Annotated in this window: 22 protein-coding genes; 9 read left to right on the top strand and 13 right to left on the bottom strand. The window is 64.9% G+C overall.

The window, feature by feature from the left end:
* Window position 1: 1 nt before the first annotated feature.
* Entirely contained in the window at window positions 2-331 is a 330-nt protein-coding gene (locus tag Q8Q80_RS16365; protein ID WP_305633943.1) for a hypothetical protein, read from the bottom strand.
* Between the two features lie 181 nt (window positions 332-512).
* Here Q8Q80_RS16365 and ompR point away from each other — a divergent pair, with 181 nt between their 5' ends.
* Together ompR and Q8Q80_RS16355 are read left to right on the top strand one after the other, a co-directional pair.
* The gene (ompR, locus tag Q8Q80_RS16360) at window positions 513-1,241 is read left to right on the top strand and encodes a two-component system response regulator OmpR (RefSeq protein ID WP_305612812.1); all 729 of its coding nucleotides are present in this window, start codon (window positions 513-515) and stop codon (window positions 1,239-1,241) included.
* A 57-nt stretch (window positions 1,242-1,298) separates the two neighbouring features.
* Window positions 1,299-2,729, top strand: a complete 1,431-nt coding sequence (locus tag Q8Q80_RS16355; protein ID WP_305633942.1) for an ATP-binding protein — start codon at window positions 1,299-1,301, stop codon at window positions 2,727-2,729.
* Here the strand turns inward: Q8Q80_RS16355 and Q8Q80_RS16350 are convergent.
* Window positions 2,723-3,511, bottom strand: coding sequence for a SapC family protein (locus Q8Q80_RS16350; protein ID WP_305633941.1), 789 nt, complete (start codon window positions 3,509-3,511; stop codon window positions 2,723-2,725). The two genes, Q8Q80_RS16355 and Q8Q80_RS16350, sit on opposite strands and share 7 nt — an antisense overlap.
* Before the next feature lie 168 nt (window positions 3,512-3,679).
* Between Q8Q80_RS16350 and Q8Q80_RS16345 the strand changes: the two genes are divergently transcribed.
* The gene (locus tag Q8Q80_RS16345; RefSeq protein WP_305633940.1) at window positions 3,680-4,081 is read left to right on the top strand and encodes a group II truncated hemoglobin; all 402 of its coding nucleotides are present in this window, start codon (window positions 3,680-3,682) and stop codon (window positions 4,079-4,081) included.
* A 133-nt stretch (window positions 4,082-4,214) separates the two neighbouring features.
* Here the strand turns inward: Q8Q80_RS16345 and Q8Q80_RS16340 are convergent, their stop codons facing one another.
* Entirely contained in the window at window positions 4,215-4,640 is a 426-nt protein-coding gene (locus Q8Q80_RS16340; RefSeq protein ID WP_305633939.1) for a BLUF domain-containing protein, read from the bottom strand.
* 114 nt (window positions 4,641-4,754) lie between these two features.
* Window positions 4,755-5,876 (bottom strand): FkbM family methyltransferase, encoded by a 1,122-nt coding sequence (locus Q8Q80_RS16335; protein ID WP_305633938.1) that lies wholly within the window; start codon window positions 5,874-5,876, stop codon window positions 4,755-4,757.
* Window positions 5,877-6,070: 194 nt separating this feature from the next.
* On the opposite strand from Q8Q80_RS16335, the gene Q8Q80_RS16330 reads away from it, so the two are divergent.
* Together Q8Q80_RS16330 and Q8Q80_RS16325 are read left to right on the top strand one after the other, a co-directional pair.
* Complete coding sequence (locus Q8Q80_RS16330) at window positions 6,071-8,152, top strand: TonB-dependent receptor (RefSeq protein ID WP_305633937.1); 2,082 nt, start codon at window positions 6,071-6,073, stop codon at window positions 8,150-8,152.
* 77 nt (window positions 8,153-8,229) lie between these two features.
* Window positions 8,230-8,727 (top strand): hypothetical protein, encoded by a 498-nt coding sequence (locus Q8Q80_RS16325; protein WP_305633936.1) that lies wholly within the window; start codon window positions 8,230-8,232, stop codon window positions 8,725-8,727.
* Between the two features lie 126 nt (window positions 8,728-8,853).
* Here the strand turns inward: Q8Q80_RS16325 and Q8Q80_RS16320 are convergent, their stop codons facing one another.
* Together Q8Q80_RS16320 and Q8Q80_RS16315 are read right to left on the bottom strand one after the other, a co-directional pair.
* Window positions 8,854-9,129 carry a type II toxin-antitoxin system RelE/ParE family toxin gene (locus Q8Q80_RS16320; RefSeq protein WP_305633935.1) on the bottom strand — a complete coding sequence of 92 codons (276 nt, stop codon included), beginning with the start codon at window positions 9,127-9,129 and terminating at the stop codon, window positions 8,854-8,856.
* A gap of 1 nt (window position 9,130) precedes the next feature.
* Window positions 9,131-9,295: a hypothetical protein gene (locus Q8Q80_RS16315; RefSeq protein WP_305633934.1), complete on the bottom strand. Its 165-nt coding sequence runs from the start codon at window positions 9,293-9,295 to the stop codon at window positions 9,131-9,133.
* A gap of 289 nt (window positions 9,296-9,584) precedes the next feature.
* Between Q8Q80_RS16315 and Q8Q80_RS16310 the strand changes: the two genes are divergently transcribed.
* Window positions 9,585-11,303, top strand: a complete 1,719-nt coding sequence (locus Q8Q80_RS16310) for an ATP-dependent endonuclease (RefSeq protein ID WP_305633933.1) — start codon at window positions 9,585-9,587, stop codon at window positions 11,301-11,303.
* Between the two features lie 295 nt (window positions 11,304-11,598).
* Here the strand turns inward: Q8Q80_RS16310 and Q8Q80_RS16305 are convergent, their stop codons facing one another.
* The 7 genes from Q8Q80_RS16305 to Q8Q80_RS16275 all read right to left on the bottom strand — a co-directional run bounded on the left by Q8Q80_RS16305 (window position 11,599) and on the right by Q8Q80_RS16275 (window position 20,120).
* On the bottom strand, window positions 11,599-11,901 hold the full coding sequence (locus tag Q8Q80_RS16305) for a hypothetical protein (protein WP_305633932.1): 303 nt from the start codon (window positions 11,899-11,901) through the stop codon (window positions 11,599-11,601).
* A 1-nt stretch (window position 11,902) separates the two neighbouring features.
* Window positions 11,903-12,103, bottom strand: a complete 201-nt coding sequence (locus Q8Q80_RS16300; protein WP_257081240.1) for an addiction module protein — start codon at window positions 12,101-12,103, stop codon at window positions 11,903-11,905.
* A gap of 157 nt (window positions 12,104-12,260) precedes the next feature.
* Entirely contained in the window at window positions 12,261-13,934 is a 1,674-nt protein-coding gene (locus Q8Q80_RS16295) for a formate--tetrahydrofolate ligase (protein ID WP_305633931.1), read from the bottom strand.
* Between the two features lie 96 nt (window positions 13,935-14,030).
* Entirely contained in the window at window positions 14,031-15,008 is a 978-nt protein-coding gene (locus Q8Q80_RS16290; RefSeq protein WP_305633930.1) for a CoA ester lyase, read from the bottom strand.
* Between the two features lie 70 nt (window positions 15,009-15,078).
* Window positions 15,079-17,832: a phosphoenolpyruvate carboxylase gene (locus tag Q8Q80_RS16285; RefSeq protein WP_305633929.1), complete on the bottom strand. Its 2,754-nt coding sequence runs from the start codon at window positions 17,830-17,832 to the stop codon at window positions 15,079-15,081.
* Between the two features lie 105 nt (window positions 17,833-17,937).
* Window positions 17,938-18,825 (bottom strand): succinate--CoA ligase subunit alpha, encoded by an 888-nt coding sequence (gene sucD, locus Q8Q80_RS16280; RefSeq protein WP_305633928.1) that lies wholly within the window; start codon window positions 18,823-18,825, stop codon window positions 17,938-17,940.
* A 119-nt stretch (window positions 18,826-18,944) separates the two neighbouring features.
* Window positions 18,945-20,120: a malate--CoA ligase subunit beta gene (locus Q8Q80_RS16275; protein ID WP_305633927.1), complete on the bottom strand. Its 1,176-nt coding sequence runs from the start codon at window positions 20,118-20,120 to the stop codon at window positions 18,945-18,947.
* 277 nt (window positions 20,121-20,397) lie between these two features.
* Here Q8Q80_RS16275 and glyA point away from each other — a divergent pair, with 277 nt between their 5' ends.
* The 3 genes from glyA (at window position 20,398) to Q8Q80_RS16260 (ending at window position 23,948) form a co-directional block, all read left to right on the top strand.
* A complete protein-coding gene (gene glyA, locus Q8Q80_RS16270; RefSeq protein ID WP_305633926.1) occupies window positions 20,398-21,651 on the top strand; it encodes a serine hydroxymethyltransferase in 1,254 nt (417 codons plus the stop codon).
* 75 nt (window positions 21,652-21,726) lie between these two features.
* Window positions 21,727-22,914, top strand: a complete 1,188-nt coding sequence (locus tag Q8Q80_RS16265) for an aminotransferase class V-fold PLP-dependent enzyme (RefSeq protein WP_305633925.1) — start codon at window positions 21,727-21,729, stop codon at window positions 22,912-22,914.
* Between the two features lie 83 nt (window positions 22,915-22,997).
* Window positions 22,998-23,948, top strand: coding sequence for a D-2-hydroxyacid dehydrogenase (locus Q8Q80_RS16260; RefSeq protein ID WP_305633924.1), 951 nt, complete (start codon window positions 22,998-23,000; stop codon window positions 23,946-23,948).
* The last annotated feature ends 55 nt before the right edge of the window (window positions 23,949-24,003 follow it).

The raw sequence follows: 24,003 nt of genomic DNA, 5'->3' as shown, positions 1-24,003 counted from the left end.
GCTACTGTTCAACTGCGGCACCGCCCGGCGCTCGCGCCATCGGCCCGATGCGACCCGGATTGTAGAGGTAGAGACTGGCGCGGTGAAGTGCGTACTGCCGCGCCAGATGTGCCGCCTGATCCTTGCCCTGCGCCACATCCGGCGATGCTGTACCTGCTCCATCGCGCTTCAGGGTATCCGATGACCGGGCCGGAATGGGTTCAAAGGGTGTCTGCACTTCGACTTTCGCCGCACCGCCCGCCTGCACCAGGGGCAACACCGCACTGGCCGCCGACACGGCAAACGATGCGCTGCAGAGACATGCCCCGACCATCATTCCGAACCCTTTCATCACTGCCTCCCTGTGGCGTTTCCCGCCTTGACTGGTTGATGGACCAAGCCTGAACATCCGCTGTTAGCCGGATGTGAGCAGACCGCCACGGTTTGTAAGCGCACGTTATCGCCTGCCGCGCCGCTTACATGCGCTCACCGGCGGATTGAATACTGCAGACCCGCTCGGGTAGCATCGCGCCATGGAAGAAAAAAAACGCAAGGTCCTCATCGTCGATGACGACGCCCGCCTGCGCGCCCTGCTCGAGCGCTACCTCGGCGAACAGGGGTTCGCGGTCAAGGCCGTAGCCGACAGCACGCAGATGGATCGCGCGCTGGCGCGCGAACTGTACGACCTCATGGTGCTCGACCTGATGCTGCCCGGCGAAGACGGCCTCGCCATCTGCCGCCGGCTGCGCGCCCAGGACAACACGATTCCGGTGGTCATGCTGACCGCCAAGGGCGACGAGGTCGACCGCATCGTCGGTCTCGAAATGGGGGCCGACGACTATCTGCCCAAACCCTTCAATCCGCGCGAGCTGGTCGCCCGCATCAATGCCGTGCTGCGCCGACAGGCTCCGAAGCCACCGCCCGGCGCGCCGGCGCTCGACGAACGCGTGGTGCACTTCGGCCAGGTCGAGGTCAATCTCGCCGCGCGCACGCTGACCCGCGACGAACAGGAGCAGGTGCTCACGACCGGAGAGTTCTCGCTGCTCAAGGTGCTGCTCGAATCGCCGCGCGTGCCGCTGTCGCGCGACAAGCTGATGGAACTGGCACGCGGCCGCGAATACGATGCGTTCGATCGCTCGATCGATGTGCAGATGTCGCGCCTGCGCAAGCTGGTCGAAGACGACCCCGCCAAGCCGCGCTACCTGCAGACCGTGTGGGGCTTCGGCTACGTGTTCGTACCCGACGGTACACGGCATGCCTGATCACGCCGGGGCGGCAGCTGGTCAGCTACCGACCTGCTGCGCGCGTGCTCCTCACCCGTGGTAAGGCGCACGCGTCGCCGCGGCAGGTTCGCCCGGCTGACGAGTCAGGCCCTGCGCGCGCCGCTGCGCCGCTTTCCGCTGCTGCCGCGCACATTGCTGGCGCGCACCTTCCTGCTGCTGGCCGGCCTGCTGACCGCCTCGGTACTCGCGTGGTCGGGCATCTACGCGTGGCTGGAACGCGCGCCGCGTGCGCAGCAGGCGGCGCAGATCATCATCAGCGTCATCAACCTCACCCGTGCTTCGCTGGTCAGCGCCGATCCGCAGCGACGCGTCGAACTGCTGACCGACCTGTCGATGCGCGAAGGCCTGCGCATCTATCTCGACGGCGATATTCCGGGTTTCGACCCCATACCCGGTGACCGCTCGCTGGCCGCCATCGAGGACGAACTGCGCAAGCGGCTCGACCCGCGCACCCGCATCGTCGTGTCGCGCGGCATCCAGACCGGGCTGTTCGTCAGCTTCAGCATTTCCGACGGCGAAGGCCTCGACGATTACTGGCTCATGCTGCCGCGCAACCGTATCGAGCGTCCGCTGGCGCTTGAAGTGGTCGGCTGGGGCACCGCCGCGCTGCTGCTCGCGCTCGGCGGCGCCTTCCTGATCGTGCGCCGGGTGACCCGGCCGCTGTCGGCGATGAAGCGCGCGGCGCGTGCGATCGGCCGCGGCGAGCGCCCCGCCCCGCTGCCCGAGCAGGGCGCCGAAGAACTCGCCGAGGTGGCGCACGCATTCAACCAGATGGCCGACGATCTGGCGCGCATGGAAGACGAACGCGCGCTCATTCTGGCCGGCATTTCGCACGACCTGCGTACGCCGCTGACCCGGCTGCGGCTCGACATGGAAATGGCCGGGCTCGACCCGGACACGGTGCGCGACATGAGTGCCGACATCGATGACATGGACAAGATCATCGGCCAGTTTCTCGACTTCGCCCGCATGACCACCGGCGAAGAACCGGTCGAAGGCGATCTCGCCAGCCTCGTGCTGGAGGCCGCCCAGGCCTATACGCGGCATGGCTTCGCGGTCAGCGCCGCCCGGCTCGATCCGGTGCCGGCCTTGCGCTTCCGGCCGCTTGCCATCCGCCGTTGCCTGAACAATCTGGTCGACAACGCGTTGCGTCATGCCGGCGAAGACAAGCCGGTCGAACTGTCATGCGTGATCGACGGGCCGGACGCCTGCATCGACGTCAGCGACCGCGGCCCGGGCATCCCGCCCGAGCAGATCGACCGCCTGAAGCGCCCCTTCACGCGGCTGGACAATTCGCGCACCGGACAGAGCGGCGCCGGGCTGGGTCTGGCGATCGTCGAGCGAACCTTGCGTGCGCACGGCGGCCGGTTCGAACTGCTGCAGCGCGAGGGCGGCGGGCTGATCGCCCGCCTGCGGCTGCCACTCGCCCCACCGGCAGCGGCCAGCCGCGACAGACAGGGTCAGTGAACGCTGCCTGATTCGGCCGCCGGGGCGGTCGCACCATCGGCCAACACCGCCGGCGCATCACCACTGCGCTGCGCCGTACGGTCGAGCAGCACGCGCAGATGGCCGAGCGACAGCAGCTGCGCATACACCAGACCCATCCAGCCGCGGCGGAACAGGTCGACTGCCGCCGCCGCCGACAGTGATTGCAGCTTCGCTTCGTCGATCACCCACAGCCCGTCGAGGCGGAACTTGCGGCCATCCTTCAGTTCGGCCATCGCGCTCATTTCGTTCAACAGGCCGAGCTGTTCGACCTCGCGGCAGAATTCCGCCGTGCGCTGCGCCTCGTTCTGGTAACCCTGCACGAACGCCAGCGCGTTCTTCAGGAACGGGGTTTCGGCGCCGTTCTCGTCGAACAGCCGCTCGCCCTCTTCCTTGTTGAAGCCCGGAAACTGTTCGTCCATGCACACCAGCAGCTTGTCGGGTGCTGTGTTGTCCTGCACCGCGACGAAGGGGTAGCGGCGCACGAAGGCGGGCACGTAGCGTGCGTCCCACTTGCCTTCTTCGTTCAGATAGAGATTTTCCGCGTCGCGCAGACCGAGCAGCGCCACCGGCACCAGACCGCCCGGCAGCCGCGCGAACACGATCGGGTACTCGCGCGCCACGTCGCCGAATTCGACCAGTGCCAGCGGCACGCAGTTGGTGCTCGCGGCGAAACGCAGGTTGTCCTGCGGCTTCAGATGCAGGTCGCGGTGGGTGTCGCGGTTCAGAACGACCACACTGTCGTAGAAAAGCAGCGTTTTCATTGAAATCCTTCCGGTGGATGGGAATGCGCCGGGCCCGATTCTATGCCGCCCGCTCGGCTCGCCGCGCGAAAAACGACCGCGCGATGCCCAAAGTCTGGCGGGCCGGGGCGATATAAAATCATGCTATCAGGCCACCACCGGTTGCCGACTGAACACGCTCACCACCCCATGACACAGACCCAACCCGCCAGCACCACCTTCTACGACCACATCGGAGGTGCGCCGGCCGTGCGCACGCTGGTCGATCGCTTCTACGAGCTGATGGACACGCTGCCCGAGGCCTACGGCATCCGCAAGCTGCACCCGGCCGACCTGTCCGGCTCGGCCGAAAAGCTCTACATGTACCTGTCCGGCTGGCTTGGCGGTCCGCAGTTGTACATCGAAGCCTACGGCCACCCGCGCCTGCGCGCGCGCCATCTGCCCTTCACGATCGGCGAGGCGGAACGCGACCAGTGGCTCATGTGCATGCGCCTGGCGATGGAAGAAGTGCTGCCACCGGACGACTCCAACGCCCAGCTTTACAGCGCGCTGGCTGACCTGGCTGACCACATGCGGAATATGGCGGGGTGAGCGGCCGACGGTATGTCTGCCTTCATGAAGATCGGCTGACAGACCAGCGGCTTTGAGGCGCGACGGCGCCAGTGCCGCTTCAGCGACGCCTGGAGTCAACGCGTCGAAGGCCGCTCCGCGTCAGCGCGCTGCCTTATCCCGCAATATGGCGCAGGATGCTGGCCAGTATCTGCGGCACGCGATGCGGGTCACGGCCGATGTCCTTCAGCAGCGCGTCGACCGTCGCGGTACCGGGCAGCCCGGCCCAGGCCGACATGTCCTGCGGCGTCGCACTGACGTAGGCCATGCGCCAGGTACCGAAGGTCGGCGCCTCGACCTCCGCCTCGTGGAAGACGGTGACCGTATCGTGCCGCGTATCGCGGGCGATGTTCGCCATCAGCGACCGCACGACGCCCTCCTCGCCCTCGAGTATCTGCAGGAACACGCCGTCGACGAACACCAGCGCACCGGTGACGTTGCGCGCCTCATTGCCGGCGCGCGCATCGACCAGTATCTGCTCCAGCTCCGCCGCCGTCATCAGCCCGGTGGCCTGGGAGGAATACACGATCTGAAAAGTCATCATGACGCTCGCGGGTGAAGGGGGCGAGCAATGGTACGACGGCCGCGACGCATTCGCCGCGGGCGCATCGACTTCAAGCCGCCGCGGCGCACCGTCACTGTTGCCGACATCCGCCTAGCGTGCCGCCGCGATCGACGGCACATCGAGCCGCTTGCAGTCGATGTCCATCTGCCGCACCAGCGCCTGGGCCGCTTCGTCCAGATGGTGCGCCCGCAACAGCGTCAGCATCGCCGACAGGCAGCGGTCGAGTTCGGCCGCGTGAGCGGCCGCGTGCCGCGAGAATCCGGCCTTGCCAAGCGCGGTGACGGCGTGGCGCTCGGCATAGGTTTCCGGCATCAGCGCCGGAAACGTCTCCGACACCTCGAAGAACTGCCGCATGAAGCTGTACCAGGGCTCGACAAGGCCCAGTTCGCGCCAGCCGTACTGCTCGGCTTGCTTCAGCGCCCAGAGCCCGTGCTCGACAAATCCCTGCACGATAGAGAAGAAAGCCAGTTTGGCGAGGCTTGCCGCCTTGTCGGCGCTGCTGCGGCCGGATGACGCGATGGCGCGCGGGTCTTTCAGAAAGAGTGCGTCTGTCGTGACCGGCACCCCGTTGCCGCGCAGACCCAGCGGCGCACGATACAGCGACCCGTTGAGCAGCTGGAACAGCCTGGCGAAAACGAAACCACGACTGGCGAGAAAACCGCAGATCTCGCCGAACAGGGGCTGGTCCTGATAGAGCGGCAGGAACTCGACCTCGGTGACGATGCACACCGCGGAGTCGAGCGCAGCGGGCGAACCCTGCAGGATTTCGAGTTCCGAACCCTGGGTATCGAGCGACAGGAAATCCGGCAGCGGCACATCGCCGTGGTCGCCAGCGATCTGGTCGAGCGTGCGGGTCGCGACCTCGCGCCTGCTGCGGGCGGAAACGGCTTCGTAGACGGTGTAGTCGTAGTCGATCCAGTGCGCGGGGATGTAGAGATTCTCGAGCTCGGCGTTGGCTTCGAGCATCGAACTGCCATAGCCATGGTGGGCATCGCAGAAGGTTCGCCGACCGCCGGTGCCCGACACGCATTCATTGAGCACGATCACCTGTGCCGTACGGCCGCTGTTCAGCCGCTCGAGCTCGGCGATGCAGTCAGGGTCGGCTTCGTAGAGCACGTTGATGACCGAACGCTCGAACGCGGGATTTTCCGCAAAGGCCTGGGTCGGGCCACGGGCGCCGATATGGTGTATCGAAAGTCGGGCGTTGGGCATCGGAATTCCTCAAGGTGCGTGCTGCGGCGGTCGCGGAAAAATACCTGAAAAGAATGCCGGCAGGCTGCTTCGGCGCGCCATTCAGCAAACCTTGATCAACATCAAACGCGAATCATTCTCATAAGCTTACTTTTGTGTAGATCTATTGATCAGGCGAGCCAGCGCATGCCAGCCAGCCCTTTACGGAGACTGCCATGCCCCTGCACCTGCCGCTGCGCGATGCCGCGCCGCCCATCGCGATCGCCCTGCTGTGCGCCTTTCCCGCCGCGCACGCCACCGACGCCGACAAGATCCTTCCGTCCGTCACCGTGACCGCCACCGGTTACGCGATGGCCGACGACGAAACGCCGATCGCCACGACGGCGCTCGATCGCACCGAACTCGACCGGCGCGGCAGCGCCAACGTGGGCGAAGCGCTGCGCGGCGAACCGGGCATCGCCGTCGCCTCGGACAGCGCACAGGGACAGAACCCGGTGATCCGCGGGCTTGGTCGCGACAGCATCGTGCTGCTGGTCGATGGCATGCGCTTCAATTCCGCGCAGCCGGCCGGCGCCATCGCCTCGTTCATGTCGCTCGGCCTGGCCGAAATGGTCGAAGTGGTGCGCGGCGGCGCATCGGTGCTCTACGGAACCGGGGCACTGGGCGGCGCCATCAATGTGCTGTTGCCGCAGGCGAAGTTTGTCGATGGCGCGCGCATCGATGCCGGCGCCCGCTTCGACAGCGCCAGCGAAGGGCTGCGCGGCACGGCGGTCACGAATATCGGCCATGGCGATCACGCGCTGATGATCGGCGTGTCGACAGCCCGCATCGGCGACTACGACACGCCGGACGGCAAGGCCGCGCGCACCGGCTACGATTCCGATGCGCTGATCGGCCAGTACCGGTTCCGCATCGACGGCGAACAGCAATTGCGCGTATCGGCCCAGCTGCATCGCGACGAAGACGTGTGGTATCCGGGTTCGACCCGGCCGCACCCGAGCAATCCCGCCAGCCGCAGCACCACGGTGCGCTCACCCGGGCAGGAACGCAGCCTGTTCGAACTGGGCTACAGCCTGCAGGCCGGCGGCGACCGCCCGCTCAACCTTGATGTGCGCCTCTACCGCCAGAACATGCAGCGGCAGATCTTCGCCTACGCCAACTGGCTCGGGCGCGACATCGTCACCACCCGCGTGGACTTCGAAACCGACGGCTTCGACGCCCGCGGTGACTGGCGGGTCCATCCGCAACATCTATTGTCGGCCGGCGTGAATGCCTGGGAAATGCGCGCCGACCCGAACCGGCAGATGGCGGCAGCGCCGGCCTTCGCGACCTTCGCGGAGAACGCACCCTTCGATGATGCACGCGTACGCGCCATCGGCGCCTATGTGCAGGACGACATGCGTTTCGGTGCGCTGAACGTGCTGGCCGGCCTGCGCCATGACAAGGTCACGTCCGACGCCGACAGCATGAGCAACGGCGCGCGCACGACCGGGCTGGCCGGCGCGGACAGCGCACTCTCGGGCAGCCTGGGCGCCATCTACCGCATCACGCCGCTGCTGCGGCCCTACGCCAGCTATGCCCGCGCGTTTCGCGCGCCGGGCATGCGAGAGCGCTACGAATCCGGCCTGCGCGGCGACGGTTACTTCTACGCCGGCAGCCCGGAGGTCGAAGCGGAAAAGGCCGACCAGTTCGAACTGGGCATCAAGGGCAGCAGCGACGATTTCGCCTACAGCCTGTCGGCCTATCACAACCGCATCGACAATTACCTGACCGGCCGCATCCTGAGCGGTGCCGAAGCGATCGCCGCCTGCGGTGGCCCCAATGCGGCGAACTGCAAGAAGAACGTGAATCTCGGTTCGGCGACGATACGCGGCATCGAAGCATCGCTGCGCTGGCAGATCGCGCGCGGTCACTGGCTGAGTGCGGCGTATTCGGCGCTGCGCGGCGATAACGATGACCTCGACGAACCGCTGTTCCAGATGCCGGCCGACGAGCTGTCGCTGGGCTGGACCGGCAAGGTGCTCGATGCCGTGCGAGCCGACTTCACGCTGCGCCTGGTCGACCGCCAGGACCGCGTGGCCAGCGTCTTCACGCGCGGCGCGGAAGACGAAACCGCCGGCTTCGTCACTGCGGACGCCGGTTTCACCGTGGCGCTCGACCGCACGCAAAGCCTGCGCGTGGCCGTGCGCAACCTCGCCGACAAGACCTATCACGAACACCTCGCCGACGGCCTGTCCGGACAGGAACTGCGCGCCGTGGGCCGTTCGCTGCAGGTGAGCTGGCGCGGCAGTTTCTGATCCTGCGGGCGGGCGGCCGTGCCGGCGGCCCGCGATCCTTCACTCCATCACTCCATCACCCCATCGACACATCCATCATGAAAACACTCCGACGCCTCGGCTTCACCACCTTCTGCTGTGCCGCAGCCGCCCTGTTCGTGACAGTCGCCCTGCCCTCGGCCGCACACGACGCCCGCCACGCGCCCGCCGACATCGTCGACGCGCGCCACCCCATTCCGCTGAACGCCGCCGAACGCGCCTTCCTGCTGGCCGAAATGCGCGAATTCCTCGCGGCGACCCAGCGCATTCTCGCCGCCAGTCAGGCCAACGACATGAAAGCCGTCGCCGAGGCCGCCTCCAGCGTCGGCCTGAAGGCGCACAAGGACGACTTCGCCAACCCCAATTCCATGGTGCAGGACATCCGCAGGAAGGCACCGCCCGCCTTCCTGCCGCTGGGCCGCACCACCCACGCCGGCTTCGACGAAATCGCCGACATCGCCACGACGATGGGCGACAAGGACGCCGTGAACCAGCTGCTCGCCGCGAACCTGCAGAACTGCGTCGCCTGCCACGCTGGCTACCGCATCGCCGACTGATGCGCGGGCCTGCCGGCGTCGTTCGGTGCGCGGCGGGGGTCGCTTCCCTCCGGCGTGCGCCGCATACCGCAAGACCCCGTAGGTTGGGCTGAGCCAACGGCGATGCCCAACACCCACTGCCCGCCGTCAGAGGGGTGCGGCTCGGCGTGCAGAACGGCCAGCACGGAAATCCTGCCGTCGATCACCAGATAGAACGCCGTAAGGAAACCGGCGCAACAGAGCGCGGCGAATGCCGCGATGGATGTCCGGATACAGAAATGGATTCTTCGAGATGCGTTCGAAGGATTCTTCGACGCTGTTCAGGAAGTCATCGCCCAGAGCACGACGAAACTCCTGATAGAAGGCGTAGCTGCTCGCAAGATCACGCTCCGCTTCCGGGCGGACGAATATCTTGCAAGCCATGTCAGGCGCCGGTAATGCGCCGTCTTAGGTCCTTCCAGTCATCACCGGGGTGCGCATCCAGCGCCAGTGCGGCCAGCCGCTGATCGAGTACCACCTTCTGTTCTCGCGTCACCTCGACATGGTTTGCTAAATCGTTGACGCTGGCGCTCAGATTCTGAATATCCATAAGCCCGATTCCTCTGCTGGAAACGGCATGAAGGATTACGCTGAATGAGTCAGGCGACAGATGGACATCTTGCCGTCTCGTCGATGTCGATCTCTTCCAACGGCGACGACGAAGCCGGCGTCCCTGGCATCGACTTCTGCCTAGCAAGGCAGCGACTTCGACGGGCAACCGGCCGCGAGACAGTCGGCGGACAACCCGTGCATCGTCGGCCGCTGCACCGTCAGGAAGACGGTCCGATGGCGCCGGGGCATAATGAACCGCCATCCGCTCGCCGGTATTCTTCCGCCTCATGATCACCCGCTTCTGCATCCGGAATTTCAAGCGCCTGACTTCGGCCGAACTCGAACTGGGTACAGCCGCCGTTTTCATCGGGCCGAACAATTCAGGCAAGACGACTGCCCTTCAGGCGCTCGCGCTGTGGGACATCGGCTGGCGGCGCTGGGCGGAAAAGCGGGACCGCAGCAGTGCCAGCGAACGCCAGGGCGTGACGATCAACCGGCGTGATCTGAATGCGATTCCGGTGCCGAATGCGCGCCTGCTGTGGAACGACCTGCACACCCACGACAGCGACCGCAGCAGCGGCAAGCCGAAGACCGAAAAGGTTTACATCACGCTCGAAGCCGACGGCGTTGAGGACGACCTGCCCTGGCGCTGCGTGCTCGACTTCTATTACGCCAATGAAGAGTCCTTCTACTGCCGCCTGGTCGAAGGCGACACCGAAGGCAAGGTGCCGGCTGCCGCGCGCAAGCACGCGGTGGTGTTCTTGCCGCCGATGTCCGGGCTGGCCGAGCGCGAATACCGCAAGGAAAAGGGCGAAATCGGCGTACTGATCGGCGAAGGCCAGACCGCGCAGGTATTGCGCAATCTTTGCTGGCAGCTCCATTCGCAGGACGACAAGGCCGGCTGGACGCTGCTCGTCGAGCGCATCGACGCGCTGTTCCAGATCCGCTTGAACGACCCGCAGTACATCAAGGAACGCAGCGAACTGGTGCTCACCTACCGCGAGCGCAATGGTGTGGAGCTGGATCTGTCCTCGTCCGGGCGCGGCTGCCAGCAGGTCATCCTGCTGCTGTCCTTCCTGCTCGCCAATCCGGGGGCCGTCCTCCTGCTCGACGAGCCGGACGCGCACCTTGAAATCCTGCGCCAGCGCGACGTGTACAACCTGATCACCGAAATCGCCGCCGGCAATGGTTCGCAGATCGTCGCCGCCAGCCATTCCGAAGTCGTGTTGCAGGAAGCGGCCGAACGCGACGTGGTGATGGCTTTCGTCGGCGCGCCGCACCGCATCGACACGCGTGCGCGCGGTCAGGTGAAGAAGGCGCTGGAAAGCATACGCATGGCGGACTACTACCTTGCCGAGCAGAAGGGCTGGATGCTCTATGTCGAAGGATCGACCGATCTCGCCATCCTGCGGCGGCTGGCGCAGCGGCTGGATCATCCGGCGCAGGCGGTGCTGAACGATTCGGTGCCGGTCACCTACCTCGGCAGCAACCAGCCGCAGGACGCGCGCAACCACTTCTACGGCCTGCGCGAAGCCAAGCCCGATCTGGTCGGTTATGCACTTTTTGACCGGCTGGACCGCGAACTGCAGGCCGGCACGCCACTGACCGAATACCAGTGGTCGCGACGCGAAATCGAGAACTATCTGGTCACGCCCGACAGCCTGCGCGGCTTCGTGCAACTCGACCTGCGCGACAACGATCTGGTGGACGCCGCCGAGCGCGCGAAGCGGCTTGAGGTACTTGAGCGCTGCCTGGACGAACTGCTGCACGCGCTCGAAATCACCCGCCGCCCCTCACCCTGGGGCGCCGACATCAAGGTGACCGACGAATTTCTCGACCCGCTGATGGAAAACTACTTTCACCAGCTCGGCACTCCACAACAACTGTACAAGCGCGACTACCACGGTCTGGCCGACGCGCTGCCGCTGGGTCAACTGGATGCGGAAGTGCTCCGGGTGCTAGACGACATCGTCGCAGTGGCTCAGCAGGCGACGCCGAGGCTATGAAAGACCGGGAAATGAAAAATCGCTGACAGAAGACGAATACTCGCTTGAAGGCAGAATATTTTTTCGTGGTCTGTCCCCGATTGTCCCTCCGATTGTCCCTGTCCCCGATTGTCCCGATTCTTGTTGGTGGATGTCATGTGCTTGAACAGTGAGTTGAACGAGTGCGCGAGACACGACGGGCGATCCCGCATATGCAGACTAATGGAAAACAGGTGGCAGACCAGGAATACTCGCTCGAACGCCAAATAGGTATTCCTGGTCTGCTCCCTGTTCTCGAACTGGCCAGAGCCGGCGATCAGTGCGCCGTGAGCATCAGCGCCGCGCCTGCCATTCGTCCGGGTCCCGGGCAGCGTGCAGAACAGCCAGCACGGAAATCCTGCCGTCGATCACCAGATAGAACACGCCATAGGGAAACCGGCGCAGGAATGCCCCGATGGACGTCGGGGTAGAGAAATGGATTTTTCGAGATGCGTTCGAAGGATTCTTCGACGCTGCTCAGGAAGTCTTCGCCCAGACCACGACGACACTCCTGATAGAAGGCGTAGCTGCTCGCAAGATCGCGTTCCGCTTCGGGGCGGACGAACACCTTGCAGCTCATGTCAGGCGCTCGTGATGCGCCGCTTTACGTCCTTCCAGTCATCGCCGGGGTGCGCGTCCAGCGCCAGTGCGGCCAGCCGCTGATCGAGCACCGCCTGCTGTGCGGGCGTCACCGGGATGTCGTTTGCCGAATCATGGACGCTGTCCCACAGCTTCTGCGCAAGCAGGATGCGTTCGCTGGCGCTCAAGTTCTGAATATCCATAAGCTGAATTCCTCTACCAAACGTCGGCTGAAGGATACCCCGAATGCGTCGGGCAACGGATCGGCTCGACGATTGAGCGTACCTGCGATGCGCGCGATGCGTAGTAAACAAAGAATGCCGCCCGAAGGCGGCCTTCTTCATTGCAGCGCCATGACGATCAGAACAACCCCGACACCTTGCCGTTGTCGTCGATGTCGATCTTCTCCGCACTCGGCACCTTCGGCAGGCCCGGCATGGTCATCATGTCGCCGCACACGGCGACGACGAAGCCGGCGCCGTTGGCCAGGCGCACTTCGCGCACGTTCAGGGTGTGGCCGCTCGGGGCACCCTTGGCGTTGGCGTCGGCCGAGAACGACATCTGGGTCTTGGCCATGCACACCGGGAAGTGGCCGTAGTCGGCGTTCCAGCTTTCGAGCTGCTTGCGCGCGGCATCGGCGAAGGTCACTGCACCGGCGCCGTAGATCTTGGTGGCGATGGTGGTGATCTTGTCCTGCAGCGTCGCGTTGGCGTCGTACACGAAGGTGTGCTGGCCGGGGGCGTTGTCGCAGATGTCGGCGACCATGCGGGCCAGTTCTTCGGCGCCGGCACCGCCGCTCGCCCAGTGGCGGGCGATGACGAACTTGCCGCCGAGCGCTTCGATGCGGTTCTTCAGCAGCGCGATTTCGGCGTCGGTGTCGAAGGTGAAGTGATTGACCGACACGACGCACGGCAGGCCGTAGTGCTCCTTGATGTTCTTCAGGTGGCGCTCGATGTTGCAGATGCCCTTTTCGAGCGCGGCCAGGTTTTCCTGGTTCAGCTCTTCCTTCTTCACGCCGCCGTGGAACTTGAGCGCGCGGATGGTGGCGACCAGCACGACGGCGGCGGGGTTCAGCCCGGCCATGCGGCACTTGATGTCGATGAATTTCTCGGCACCCAGGTCCGCGCCGAAGCCGGCTTCGGTCACGACGTAGTCGGCCATCTTCAGACCGGCCTTGGTCGCGGTGACCGAGTTGCAGCCGTGCGCGATGTTGGCGAACGGGCCGCCGTGGATGATGGCCGGGTTGTTTTCCAGCGTCTGCACGATGTTCGGCTTGATCGCGTCCTTCAGCAATGTGGCCATGGCGCCCTGCGCCTTCAGGTCGCTCGCATACACCGGCTTCTTGTCGCCCAGCGTGTAGCCGATGATGATGCGGCCGAGGCGTTCCTTCAGGTCGGACAGCGAACCGGCCAGACACAGGATGGCCATCACTTCCGAGGCCACGACGATGTCGTAGCCGTCTTCGCGCACGAAGCCGTTGGCGGTGCCGCCCAGGCCGATGGTGATCTTGCGCAGTGCGCGGTCGTTCATGTCGACCACACGCTTCCACTGGATGAGGCGCGGATCGATGCGCAGCTCGTTGCCGTGGTTGATGTGGTTGTCGATCAGCGCCGACAGCAGGTTGTGCGCGGCACCGATGGCGTGGAAGTCACCGGTGAAGTGCAGGTTGATGTCTTCCATCGGCACGATCTGGGCGTAGCCACCGCCGGCCGCCCCGCCCTTCACGCCGAACACCGGCCCGAGCGAAGGCTCGCGCAGGCAGATCATGGTTTTCTTGCCGATGCGGTTCAGCGCGTCGCCCAGACCGACCGTGGTCGTAGTTTTGCCTTCGCCGGCCGGCGTCGGGCTGATCGCGGTGACCAGGATGAGCTTGCCGTCCGGGCGGTCCTTCAGCGTGTTCAGGTATTCGAGCGACACCTTGGCCTTGTAGTGGCCGTACGGCTCGATCGCGTCTTCCGGGATGCCCAGCCTGGACACGACCTCGCTGATGCGCAACATCTTGGCCTGCTGTGCAATTTCAATATCGGATGCCATATCGGTTTTTTCCGTGTAGTCGAGATGTGGTCATGAATCGGATGCGGGCGCGACCGGCGAGTGCAGATGTGCGCCCCCTCTGTATATATGCAGCGATCAGGTCGCCGCGGCGATGCTGTCGGCCTTGGCGATCAGCGCTTCGGCCATGCGGATGCTGGCGATGTCGATCAGGCGACCGTCAAGCGACACCGCACCGCGACCTTCCTTCGCCGCCTGCGCCATCGCTTCGAGGATGCGGCGGGCCTTGGTCACTTCGGCGGCCGACGGGGTGTACACCGTGTTCGCCAGTTCGATCTGCGACGGGTGAATGGCCCACTTGCCTTCGTAGCCCAGCACTGCGGCGCGATTCGCCGCGGAAATATAGCCGTCCGGATCGTTGAAGTCACCAAACGGGCCGTCGATCGGGCGCAGACCGTAGGCGCGGCAGGCCACCATCATGCGCGTCTGCGCGGCGTGCCACGGGTCGGTCCAGAAGGCCTGGCGGTTGCCGGCTTCGTCCTTGTCGCTCAGCACGACGCTGTCCTTGTTCACGCCGCCGATCACGGTCGTGCGGGCGCGCGTCGAGGCGGCGTAGTCGGCCACACCGAAGCTCATCGCTTCGAGGCGCTTCGACGACTGGGCGATCGCTTCCACATTCGCCATGCCGAGCGCGGTCTCGATCAGCACTTCGAAGCCGATGCGCTTGGTGCGCTTCTTGGCCGCTTCGATCTGCGTGACCATCATGTCGACGGCGTACACGTCGGCCGCGACACCGGCCTTCGGGATCAGGATCATGTCCAGGCGCGGGCAGGCTTCGACGATGTCGACCACGTCGCGGTACATGTAGTGGGTGTCGAGACCGTTGATGCGCACCATCATCGTCTTGGTGCCCCAGTCGACCTCGTTCAGGCCCTGGATGATGTTCTTGCGTGCCTGTTCCTTGTCATCCGGTGCGACCGCGTCTTCGCAGTCGAGAAAGATGATGTCGGCGGCCGACTTGGCGGCCTTTTCGAACATGCCCGGGTTGGAACCCGGGACGGCAAGTTCCGAACGGTGCAGGCGCGGTGTGGCTTGTTCGATGATTGTGAAGCTCATGGATGTCTCCTCCGGTGATGTTGCGAATGTTGAATGAATGGTTCAGAAACGATGAACAGGGCGCCCCCGGTCAGCCGGTGGCGCCGAAACCGGCGGCCACGCAGTTGATCGACAGCAGCAGCGCCTTGCGGAATTCCTCCTTGCGCGCCGCGTCGTCGGTCTGGCGGTAGGCGCGCAGCAGGCCGATCTGCTGCCGGCTGACCTGATTGACCACCGGCAGGCGGTGCGCCAGCTTCTGGCGGTAGTCCGGGAAACGCTCGGCCAGCGTGCGCGAACCGGACAGCCGAAGGATCTGGCTGCAGGTGATTTCGTGCTCGCGCACGATCATGCCGAACACTTCTTCGCGCACGCCGGCGTCGGCCACCAGCAGGCTGTATTCGCGCGCCAGTTCGAGATCGACCACGGCGAGCGTCTTTTCGACCTCGTCGACGATCAGCCGGAACAGCGGCGACTCGTTGAACATGCGCGCCAGCAGCGCCTCGCCGGTGGCCCCGCGCACGCGGGTGAAGTTATCCAGACTGGAGCCGACGCCGAACCAGCCGGTGATCAGGTGGCGGTTCTGCGCCCACGCGAACACCCACGGGATCGCCCGCAGCTCGGACAGCGAGCGCGCGCCGAAGCGACGCGCCGGGCGCGAGCCGATGTTGAGCAGCGAAATTTCGTCGAGCGGGCTGGCTTCCTGGAAGTAGCTCACGAGACCGGGATGACCGATCAGGTTCGCGTAGGCGGCGTGCGCGGCGCCCGATAGCGCTTCGAGCGCGTCGTCGAATTCGGCCACCATCGTGATGCCGTCGCTGCGGCCGGACTTCAGCGCATGGTCGAACACGCTGGCCGCCAGCAGTTCGAGGTTGAACGCCGCCGTGCCCTTGTTTGCATACTTTGACGAGATGACTTCGCCCTGCTCGGTCAGGCGGAAAATCCCCTGGATCGAGCCTGCCGGCTGCGCCGCAATGGCGCGCCCGGCCGGCACGCCGCCGCGGCTGACCGAACCGCCGCGGCCGTGGAAGAAGGCGATCTTCACGCCGGCTTCCGTGCCGACCGAAGTCATCTTCATCTGCGCCTTGTACAGTTCCCAGTTCGACGACAGGAAGCCGCCGTCCTTGTTCGAATCCGAGTAGCCGATCATCACTTCCTGCACGCCGCCGAGCGCGCGCACCGAGCGCTTGATCAGCGGCATGGCGAGCAGCTCGCGCATGATGGCCGGCGCGCGGCGCAGGTCTTCGATGGTTTCGAACAGCGGCATGATGGGCAGCGCACAGCGTTCGACACCGCCCGGGTCGGCGTACAAGCCGGCCTCCTTGGCCAGCAGATAGACGCCGAGCACGTCCGACACGTTGCGCGTCATGCTCAATATGAAGCTGCCGAAGGCGTCGCGACCCAGGCGCGGCCGCAGTTCGGCGATCAGCCGGAACAGGCCCAGCGTTTCGCTGGCCACCGCCGGCAGTTCGTCGACGTCGCGCGGTCCGCTGCGCGGCTGTGCCAGTTCGGCAAGCAGCCAGTCGCGCCATTCAGGGCCGGTCTGCTCCGGCACCGTTGCATCGGCCGGCTCGCCGCGGCTGGCGCGCCACAGCGCTTCCAGCGTCTGCGTGACGCGGGTGGAGTTTTCGCGCAGGTCCAGCCGCACGGTGCTGAAGCGGAACACCTCGACCTCGCGGCGCACCGGACGCACTTCGCTGCCGGCCAGCTCGGCCAGACCGCAGTCTGCCAGGCCGGTTTCCAGCGTGCGCAGATCGGCGATCAGACGTTCGGCCGATTCATAACCGTGGCGCGTGCCGGTGTCGTTCGGCTCACGCAACGCGTCGGCGATGCTGTCGTCGAGCCGGGCCAGCATGCACACCAGGAACTGGCGGAACGGCTCGCCCGGATTGCGCGCGGCGATCGCATTGCCGTCGCTGCGCTCTTCCAGCGCCAGCGTCAGCGCGTCGCGGAAGTCGTCCGGCAGCGCAAGCGCCGCCTCGGTTACCGACAGGCTGCGCACCAGATCGAACACGCTCTGCCGGTGACGACGCAGCGCCGCCAGCCGGCATTCGGTCAGCGCACCGCGCGTGATGGCGTTGGTGACGAAGGGGTTGCCGTCGCGATCACCGCCGATCCACGAACCGAATTCCAGGAAACCGGGCAGCCCGGCTTCGTCGGCGCCGAAGTGCTCGGCCATCGCCTCGTCGGCGCGTGCCAGCACATCGGGGGCGACGTCGAACAAGGTTTCATTGAAGAAGTGCAGGCCCCAGGCAATTTCCTGCGACACATTGGGTTTTTCGAGCCGCAACTCGCCAGTCAGCCACAACAGCTCGATTTCATTGCGCAGCGTGCTTTCGAGCCCGGTGCGCTCGCGCGGCGTCCAGCGCGGCGATTCGAGCTCGATCAGCAGGCGGTAGATGCGGCGGTGCCGTTCCAGCACGGTCACGCGCTTGGCTTCGGTCGGGTGGGCGGTCAGCACCGGCCGCACCTTCAGGCCGGCAAAGGCGGCGCGGACCGCGTCGGCACTCAGGCCCGCCTTGCGGGCAGCCGCAAACACGTGGGCGAAGGTGCCGGGCAGACATTCCCGCCCCTGCAGCCGCTCCACTTCACGACGCTTGCGCATGCCGCCATTCTGTTCGGCGATCGACAGCAGCTGGAACAGGATGCCCTGCGCCTGGATGGCGCGACCGAGCATCTGCGGCGACAGCCCGGCGCCCGAGGTGCCGCCGGACAGTACGTTCAGCAGTTCGGGATGATGGCGCCGGACCACCTCGCGCAACTGCGCGAACAGCAGGTCGACGGCCTTCTCGGAAAAATCGTGTCCCGGTGCGTCGGGCGACGCCGGGATGGAAACAGGATCACTCACCACGATGGACTTTCGCTGGTCGAGGTTGGGCGCCGCCCGCCGGACCGGAGCGGCCCGACGGACAGTGCAGCGCAGCGGATGGCGCCGGGATCAGACGTCGTTCGATCAGAGCTTGGCCATCATGGCAGCCACGGTGGTGCCCAGTTCGCCCGCACTCGGGGCGACCGACAGACCGTAGGAGCGCATGATTTCCGACTTTTCCGCGGCTGAATCACCGGCTGCCGAAATGATGGCGCCAGCGTGGCCCATGCGGCGGCCCTTCGGTGCCGTCAGGCCGGCGACGTAACCGACCACCGGCTTGGTCATGTTTTCCTTGACCCAGGCCGACGCTTCCGCTTCCTGCGGGCCGCCGATTTCGCCGATCATCACGACCGCCGTCGTTTCCGGATCTTCCTGGAACTTCATCAGGTGATCGAGGAAGGACGAGCCGTTGATCGGGTCGCCGCCGATGCCGACCGAGGTCGACACGCCGATGCCCAGCGCCTTCATCTGCGCGGCCGCTTCGTAACCCAGCGTGCCCGAGCGCGACACGATGCCCACCGTGCCCTGCTTGTAGATGTGGCCCGGCATGATGCCCAGCATGGCCTTGCCCGGGCTGATGATGCCGGCGCAATTCGGGCCGACCAACAGGGTGCGGCGCTCTTTCGGATAGCGCATCAGGTAGCGCTTGACGCGCATCATGTCCTGCGCCGGGATGCCGTCGGTGATCGAACACACCAGCTGAAGGCCGGCATCGGCCGCTTCCATGATGGCGTCGGCGCAGAACGCCGGTGCCACGAAGGTGATGCTGGCTTCGGCACCGGTCGCCTCGACCGCTTCGGCCACCGTGTTGAACACCGGCTTGCCCAGATGCGTCGTACCACCCTTGCCCGGCGTGACGCCGCCGACCACATTGGTGCCGTACTCGATCATTTCCTTGGCGTGGAAACTGCCTTTGTCGCCGGTGAAACCCTGGACGATGATCTTGGTTTTTTCGTTGATCAGAATGCTCATGTCTAAATCCTCTTGTGCATCGGTTATCCGCTACGCGCCGCCCGCCGGGCCGCCCCAAGGGCGAGCGCAGCCCCCTCGGGGGGCAGCGAACGAAGTGAGCGTGGGGGTCCTTTTTTTTCTCAGCTGGCTGCGTGCGAACGGGCGGCTTCGACCGCCTTCTTCGCCGCCTCGGTGAGCGAACTGGCGCTGATGATGGGCAGCCCGCTTTCGCGGATGATGCGCTGCCCCTCTTCCTCGTTCGTTCCGGCCAGACGCACGATCAGCGGCACCGTGATATCGATGTCGTTGCACGCCTGAACGACGCCCTGGGCGACCCAGTCGCAGCGGTTGATACCGGCGAAGATGTTGACCAGGATGGCCTTGACGTTCTTGTCCGACAGCACGAGACGGAAGGAATTGGCCACGCGCTCGGGCGAGGCGCCGCCGCCGACGTCGAGGAAGTTGGCCGGTGCGCCGCCGGCGTACTTGATGGTGTCCATCGTGGCCATGGCCAGACCGGCACCATTGATGATGCAGCCGATGTCGCCCTCCAGACCCACGTAGTTCAGGTTGTGCTCGGCCGCCTGCACTTCGCGCGGATCTTCCTGCGACGGGTCGCGCATGTCGGCCACGGCACGCTGGCGGAACATCGCGTTGTCGTCGAACGACATCTTGGCATCGAGTGCCAGCACGCGGTCGTCCTTGGTCACCACCAGCGGGTTGATTTCGACCATCGTCGCGTCGAGATCGCGGAAGGCGCGATAGGCACCCATGATGGCGGTGACGGCACGCGATACCTGCTTGATGTTGAGCTTCAGGCCGAAGGCGATCTGCCGGGCCTGGAAGGCCTGCAGGCCGACCGCCGGCTCGACCACGACCTGCATGATCTTTTCCGGCGCCGTGCTGGCCAGTTCCTCGATGTCCATGCCGCCTTCGGACGAGGCGATCACGCGCACCCGCTCGGCCTTCCGGTCGAGCACGATGCCCAGATACAATTCGCGTTCGAACGGCTCGGCGACTTCGACGTAAACACGCTGCACCGGCTTGCCTTCAGGGCCGGTCTGCACCGTCACCAGACGCTTGCCGAGCAGTTCGCGCGCCGCCGCATCGACCTCGTGATAGGTCTTGCACAGCTTGACGCCACCTGCCTTGCCGCGCGCCCCGGAGTGCACCTGCGCCTTCACCGCCCAGTGCCAGCCGCCCAGTTCCGTCGCCGTGTACACAGCCTGATCCGGGCTGTAGGCCACGCTGCCGCGCGGCACCGGAACTCCGAAACCGGCCAGCAACTCTTTCGCTTGGTATTCGTGAATGTCCATGCTCCACCTTCCGTCAGTCAGATTGAATTCAAAGAACGGTTTGTCGCCGCATCACCGGGCGCCCCGACATCGGGCAGCACGGAGGTCCGAAACACAAACCTATGGATTTGATTATGGGTGAGGCTGTTTGAATTAAGCTTCACTTATACTTATCCCGGCGATAAGAAAGTCCGATACGACGGCTTGCCTTCGTACGATATAGTTGATTTGTCTTGTTTTAGTTCACGCGCCAACGCCCGAAACCGGGCCAGACGCTCACTTCCCCGAAAGGCATCCCATGTTTGACCCGAAACAGACCATCGCCCATTCCGATCCCGAACTGTGGGCCGCCATGGAGTCGGAGTACGCACGTCAGGAACACCACATCGAGCTGATCGCGTCGGAAAACTACGCCAGCCCTGCGGTCATGGAAGCGCAGGGTTCGGTACTGACGAACAAGTATGCCGAGGGTTATCCGGGCAAGCGCTATTACGGTGGCTGTGAGTTCGTCGACGTTGCGGAACAGTTGGCCATCGACCGCCTGAAGGCGCTGTTCGGCGCCGAGTTCGCCAATGTGCAGCCGCATTCGGGCTCGCAGGCCAATGCCGCTGTGTACATGTCGATGTTGCAGCCGGGCGACACCCTGCTCGGCATGTCGCTGGCCCACGGCGGTCACCTGACGCACGGTTCGTCGGTGAACTTCTCCGGCAAGATCTACAAGGGCGTCGCCTACGGTCTGGATCCCGAAACCGAAGCGATCGACTACAAGCAGGTCGAAATGCTGGCGCATGAATACAAGCCGAAGATGATCGTCGCCGGCGCGTCGGCCTACTCGCTGCACATTGATTTCCAGCGCTTCCGCGAGATCGCCGATTCGGTCGGTGCCTTGCTGCTGGTCGACATGGCCCACTACTCCGGCCTGGTCGCTGCCGGCCTGTACCCGAGCCCGATCGGCATCGCCGACTTTGTCACCTCGACCACGCACAAGACGCTGCGCGGCCCGCGTGGTGGCGTGATCATGGGCAAGGCCGAGTTCGAAAAGCCGATCAACTCGATGATTTTCCCGGGCATCCAGGGTGGTCCGCTGATGCACGTGATCGCCGCCAAGGCCGTGGCGTTCAAGGAAGCCGCGACACCGGAATTCAAGACCTATCAGCAGCAGGTGCTGAACAACGCGCAGGTGATGGCTGAAACGCTGGTCGAGCGCGGCGTGCGCATCGTGTCCGGCCGCACCCAGTCGCACCTGTTCCTGGTCGACCTGCGCGCCAAGAACGTGACCGGCAAGGAAGCTGAAGCCGCGCTCGGCCGTGCGCATATCACGGTCAACAAGAACGCCATCCCGAACGACCCACAAAAACCGTTCGTGACTAGCGGCATCCGCATCGGAAGCCCAGCGATGACTACCCGAGGCTTTAAGGAAGCCGAGGCCAGACAAGTTGCAAACCTGATCGTGGACGTGCTTGAAGCCCCGACCGACGACGCCGTGATCGCGCGCGTCGTCGGCGAAGTCACGACGCTGTGCACCGCACACCCGGTATACGGTCGCAAGTGAACGCCATGAACGGATCCCCCATTTCCGCCCTTCCCATTACAGACATTCGAAGCATTCATTTCAGGAGATTGTTATATGCGTATCGCAGGCCGTAACCATCTGTACGTGCCGGGCCCCACCAACACGCCGGACCGCATCCTGCGCGCCATGGTGGTGGCACAGGAAGACCACCGTTCGCCCAGGTTCCCGGAACTGACGCTGTCGGTTCTGGCGGACCTGAAGAAGGTGTTCAAGACCACCGAAGGCACCATCGTCACGTTCCCGGCATCGGGCACCGGCATGTGGGAAGCCGCGCTGACCAACACCCTGTCGCCGGGCGACAAGGTGCTGTGCTCGCGCTTCGGCCAGTTCAGCCACCTGTGGGCCGACATGGCGCAACGCCTGGGCTTCGAGGTGCAGGTCATCGACACCGACTGGGGCACGGGTGTGCCGTACGACAAGTACGAGGAAGTCCTGCGCGCCGACAAGGAGCACAAGATCAAGGCCGTGCTGGCCTGCCAGAATGAAACCGCCACCGGCGTCTCGAGCGACATCGGCAAGGTGCGCAAGGCCATGGACAACGCCGGCCACCCGGCGCTACTGATGGTCGATACGGTCAGTTCGCTGGTCAGCATCGACTTCCGCATGGAAGAGTGGGGCGTCGACTGCGCCGTGTCGGGTTCGCAGAAGGGCTTCATGCTGCCGGCCGGCATGGGCATCCTGGGCATGAGCTCGAAGGCGATCAAGGCGATGGAAGGTGCGACCTCGCGCCGCTGCTACTTCGACATCGGCGACATGCTGAAGAACAACGCCACCGGCTACTTCCCCTATACGCCGTCGATTCCGATGCTGTACGGCATGCGTGAAGCGCTGGACACGATTTTCGAGGAAGGCCTGGAGAACATCTTCGCCCGTCACGAATATCTGGCGAACGGCGTGCGCGCCGCGGTCCACGACGGCTGGAAGCTCAAGCTGTGCGCCCAGGCACCGGAGTGGTACTCGAACACCGTCAGCGCCATTCTGGTGCCGGAAGGTTTCGACGCCGCCAAGGTGATCAGCAACGCCTACGCCCGCTACAACCTGTCGCTGGGTGCAGGCCTGTCGAAGGTGGCCGGCAAGGTGTTCCGCATCGGCCACGTCGGCGACCTGAACTGCCTGTCGCTGATGAGCGCGATTGCCGGTGCTGAAATGTCGATGCTCGACAACGGCATCAACGTGACGCCGGGTTCCGGTGTCGCGGCCGCTTCGACCTGGTGGCGTACCCATGCGCAGCAGGTAAAGTAAGGGCTTCCCGACCGTTTGCTCATTTTGAACGGCCGGGTTCGCCCGGCCTTTTTTTGTATTTACAAACACTGCGAGGAAATAGCATGTCGCAACACGTCGTGTTTCTGGACCGTTCGACGCTCAAGGCCACCGTACGTCGGCCGTCGTTCGAGCACACCTGGGAAGAATACGAGACCACCTCACCCGCCCAGGTGGTCGAGCGCCTGAAGAATGCGACCGTGGCCATCACCAACAAGGTTGCGTTGCGCGGCGATGTGCTGGCCCAGCTGCCGAACCTGAAGATGATCGGCGTCGCCGCCACCGGCTACGACGTGATCGATGTACCGGCCTGCCGCGAGCGTGGCATCACCGTATCGAACATCCGCAATTACGCGGTGCACACCGTGCCGGAACATGCGTTCGCGCTGATCCTTGCGCTGCGTCGCAGCATCCTGGCCTACCGGCAGGACGTGGAGCGCGGCCGCTGGCAGGAAGTGGATCAGTTCTGCTTTTTCGATCACCCGATCCATGACCTGTTCGACAGCACCATCGGCATTTTCGGCGAAGGCGCGCTCGGCCAGGGCACGGCGAAGATCGCGCGCGGCTTCGGCATGAAGGTGCTGTTTGCCGACCATGAAGGTCCGAAGGCGCCGGGTGTGGAATTCACGCCGGTCGAACAGGTGCTGGCCGAGTCCGACATCATTTCGCTGCACTGCCCGCTGACCGCGGACAGCCGCAACATGTTCAGCATGCCGCAGTTCAGGAAGATGAAGCGCAGCGCCATCCTGATCAACACGGCGCGCGGCGGTCTGGTACATGAAGAAGATCTGGTGACTGCGCTGAAGGAAGGCGTCATCGGCGGTGCCGGCTTCGACGTGCTGACCAAGGAGCCGCCGAAGGAAGGCAACCCGCTGCTCGACCTGCGCCTGCCGAACTTCATCCTGACGCCGCACGTCGCATGGGCGTCGGATGGTGCCATGCAGTTCCTGGCCGACCAGTTGATCGACAATGTGGAAGCCTGGGTCAAGGGCAGCCCGGTCAATACCGTGACCTGAAAATCGTTCGCCGCACCCCGGCCGGCGGTGCGGCGTTCATCGAGACAGCGAGAGA

The sequence above is a fragment of the Methyloversatilis sp. genome (genome assembly GCF_030698125.1).
Lineage (GTDB): Bacteria > Pseudomonadota > Gammaproteobacteria > Burkholderiales > Rhodocyclaceae > Methyloversatilis.
Note: the sequence above shows the minus strand (reverse complement) of the source record. Positions and strands in the feature narration are given on the sequence as shown.

What these genes read in the sequence shown, in the direction of transcription:
- Q8Q80_RS16365 (WP_305633943.1), bottom strand. Translation starts at nt 331, where the DNA reads ATGAAAGGGTTCGGAATGATGGTCGGGGCATGTCTCTGCAGCGCATCG.
- ompR (WP_305612812.1), top strand. Translation starts at nt 513, where the DNA reads ATGGAAGAAAAAAAACGCAAGGTCCTCATCGTCGATGACGACGCCCGC.
- Q8Q80_RS16350 (WP_305633941.1), bottom strand. Translation starts at nt 3,511, where the DNA reads ATGAAAACGCTGCTTTTCTACGACAGTGTGGTCGTTCTGAACCGCGAC.
- Q8Q80_RS16345 (WP_305633940.1), top strand. Translation starts at nt 3,680, where the DNA reads ATGACACAGACCCAACCCGCCAGCACCACCTTCTACGACCACATCGGA.
- Q8Q80_RS16340 (WP_305633939.1), bottom strand. Translation starts at nt 4,640, where the DNA reads ATGACTTTTCAGATCGTGTATTCCTCCCAGGCCACCGGGCTGATGACG.
- Q8Q80_RS16335 (WP_305633938.1), bottom strand. Translation starts at nt 5,876, where the DNA reads ATGCCCAACGCCCGACTTTCGATACACCATATCGGCGCCCGTGGCCCG.
- Q8Q80_RS16330 (WP_305633937.1), top strand. Translation starts at nt 6,071, where the DNA reads ATGCCCCTGCACCTGCCGCTGCGCGATGCCGCGCCGCCCATCGCGATC.
- Q8Q80_RS16325 (WP_305633936.1), top strand. Translation starts at nt 8,230, where the DNA reads ATGAAAACACTCCGACGCCTCGGCTTCACCACCTTCTGCTGTGCCGCA.
- Q8Q80_RS16320 (WP_305633935.1), bottom strand. Translation starts at nt 9,129, where the DNA reads ATGGCTTGCAAGATATTCGTCCGCCCGGAAGCGGAGCGTGATCTTGCG.
- Q8Q80_RS16315 (WP_305633934.1), bottom strand. Translation starts at nt 9,295, where the DNA reads ATGGATATTCAGAATCTGAGCGCCAGCGTCAACGATTTAGCAAACCAT.
- Q8Q80_RS16310 (WP_305633933.1), top strand. Translation starts at nt 9,585, where the DNA reads ATGATCACCCGCTTCTGCATCCGGAATTTCAAGCGCCTGACTTCGGCC.
- Q8Q80_RS16305 (WP_305633932.1), bottom strand. Translation starts at nt 11,901, where the DNA reads ATGAGCTGCAAGGTGTTCGTCCGCCCCGAAGCGGAACGCGATCTTGCG.
- Q8Q80_RS16300 (WP_257081240.1), bottom strand. Translation starts at nt 12,103, where the DNA reads ATGGATATTCAGAACTTGAGCGCCAGCGAACGCATCCTGCTTGCGCAG.
- Q8Q80_RS16295 (WP_305633931.1), bottom strand. Translation starts at nt 13,934, where the DNA reads ATGGCATCCGATATTGAAATTGCACAGCAGGCCAAGATGTTGCGCATC.
- Q8Q80_RS16290 (WP_305633930.1), bottom strand. Translation starts at nt 15,008, where the DNA reads ATGAGCTTCACAATCATCGAACAAGCCACACCGCGCCTGCACCGTTCG.
- sucD (WP_305633928.1), bottom strand. Translation starts at nt 18,825, where the DNA reads ATGAGCATTCTGATCAACGAAAAAACCAAGATCATCGTCCAGGGTTTC.
- Q8Q80_RS16275 (WP_305633927.1), bottom strand. Translation starts at nt 20,120, where the DNA reads ATGGACATTCACGAATACCAAGCGAAAGAGTTGCTGGCCGGTTTCGGA.
- glyA (WP_305633926.1), top strand. Translation starts at nt 20,398, where the DNA reads ATGTTTGACCCGAAACAGACCATCGCCCATTCCGATCCCGAACTGTGG.
- Q8Q80_RS16265 (WP_305633925.1), top strand. Translation starts at nt 21,727, where the DNA reads ATGCGTATCGCAGGCCGTAACCATCTGTACGTGCCGGGCCCCACCAAC.
- Q8Q80_RS16260 (WP_305633924.1), top strand. Translation starts at nt 22,998, where the DNA reads ATGTCGCAACACGTCGTGTTTCTGGACCGTTCGACGCTCAAGGCCACC.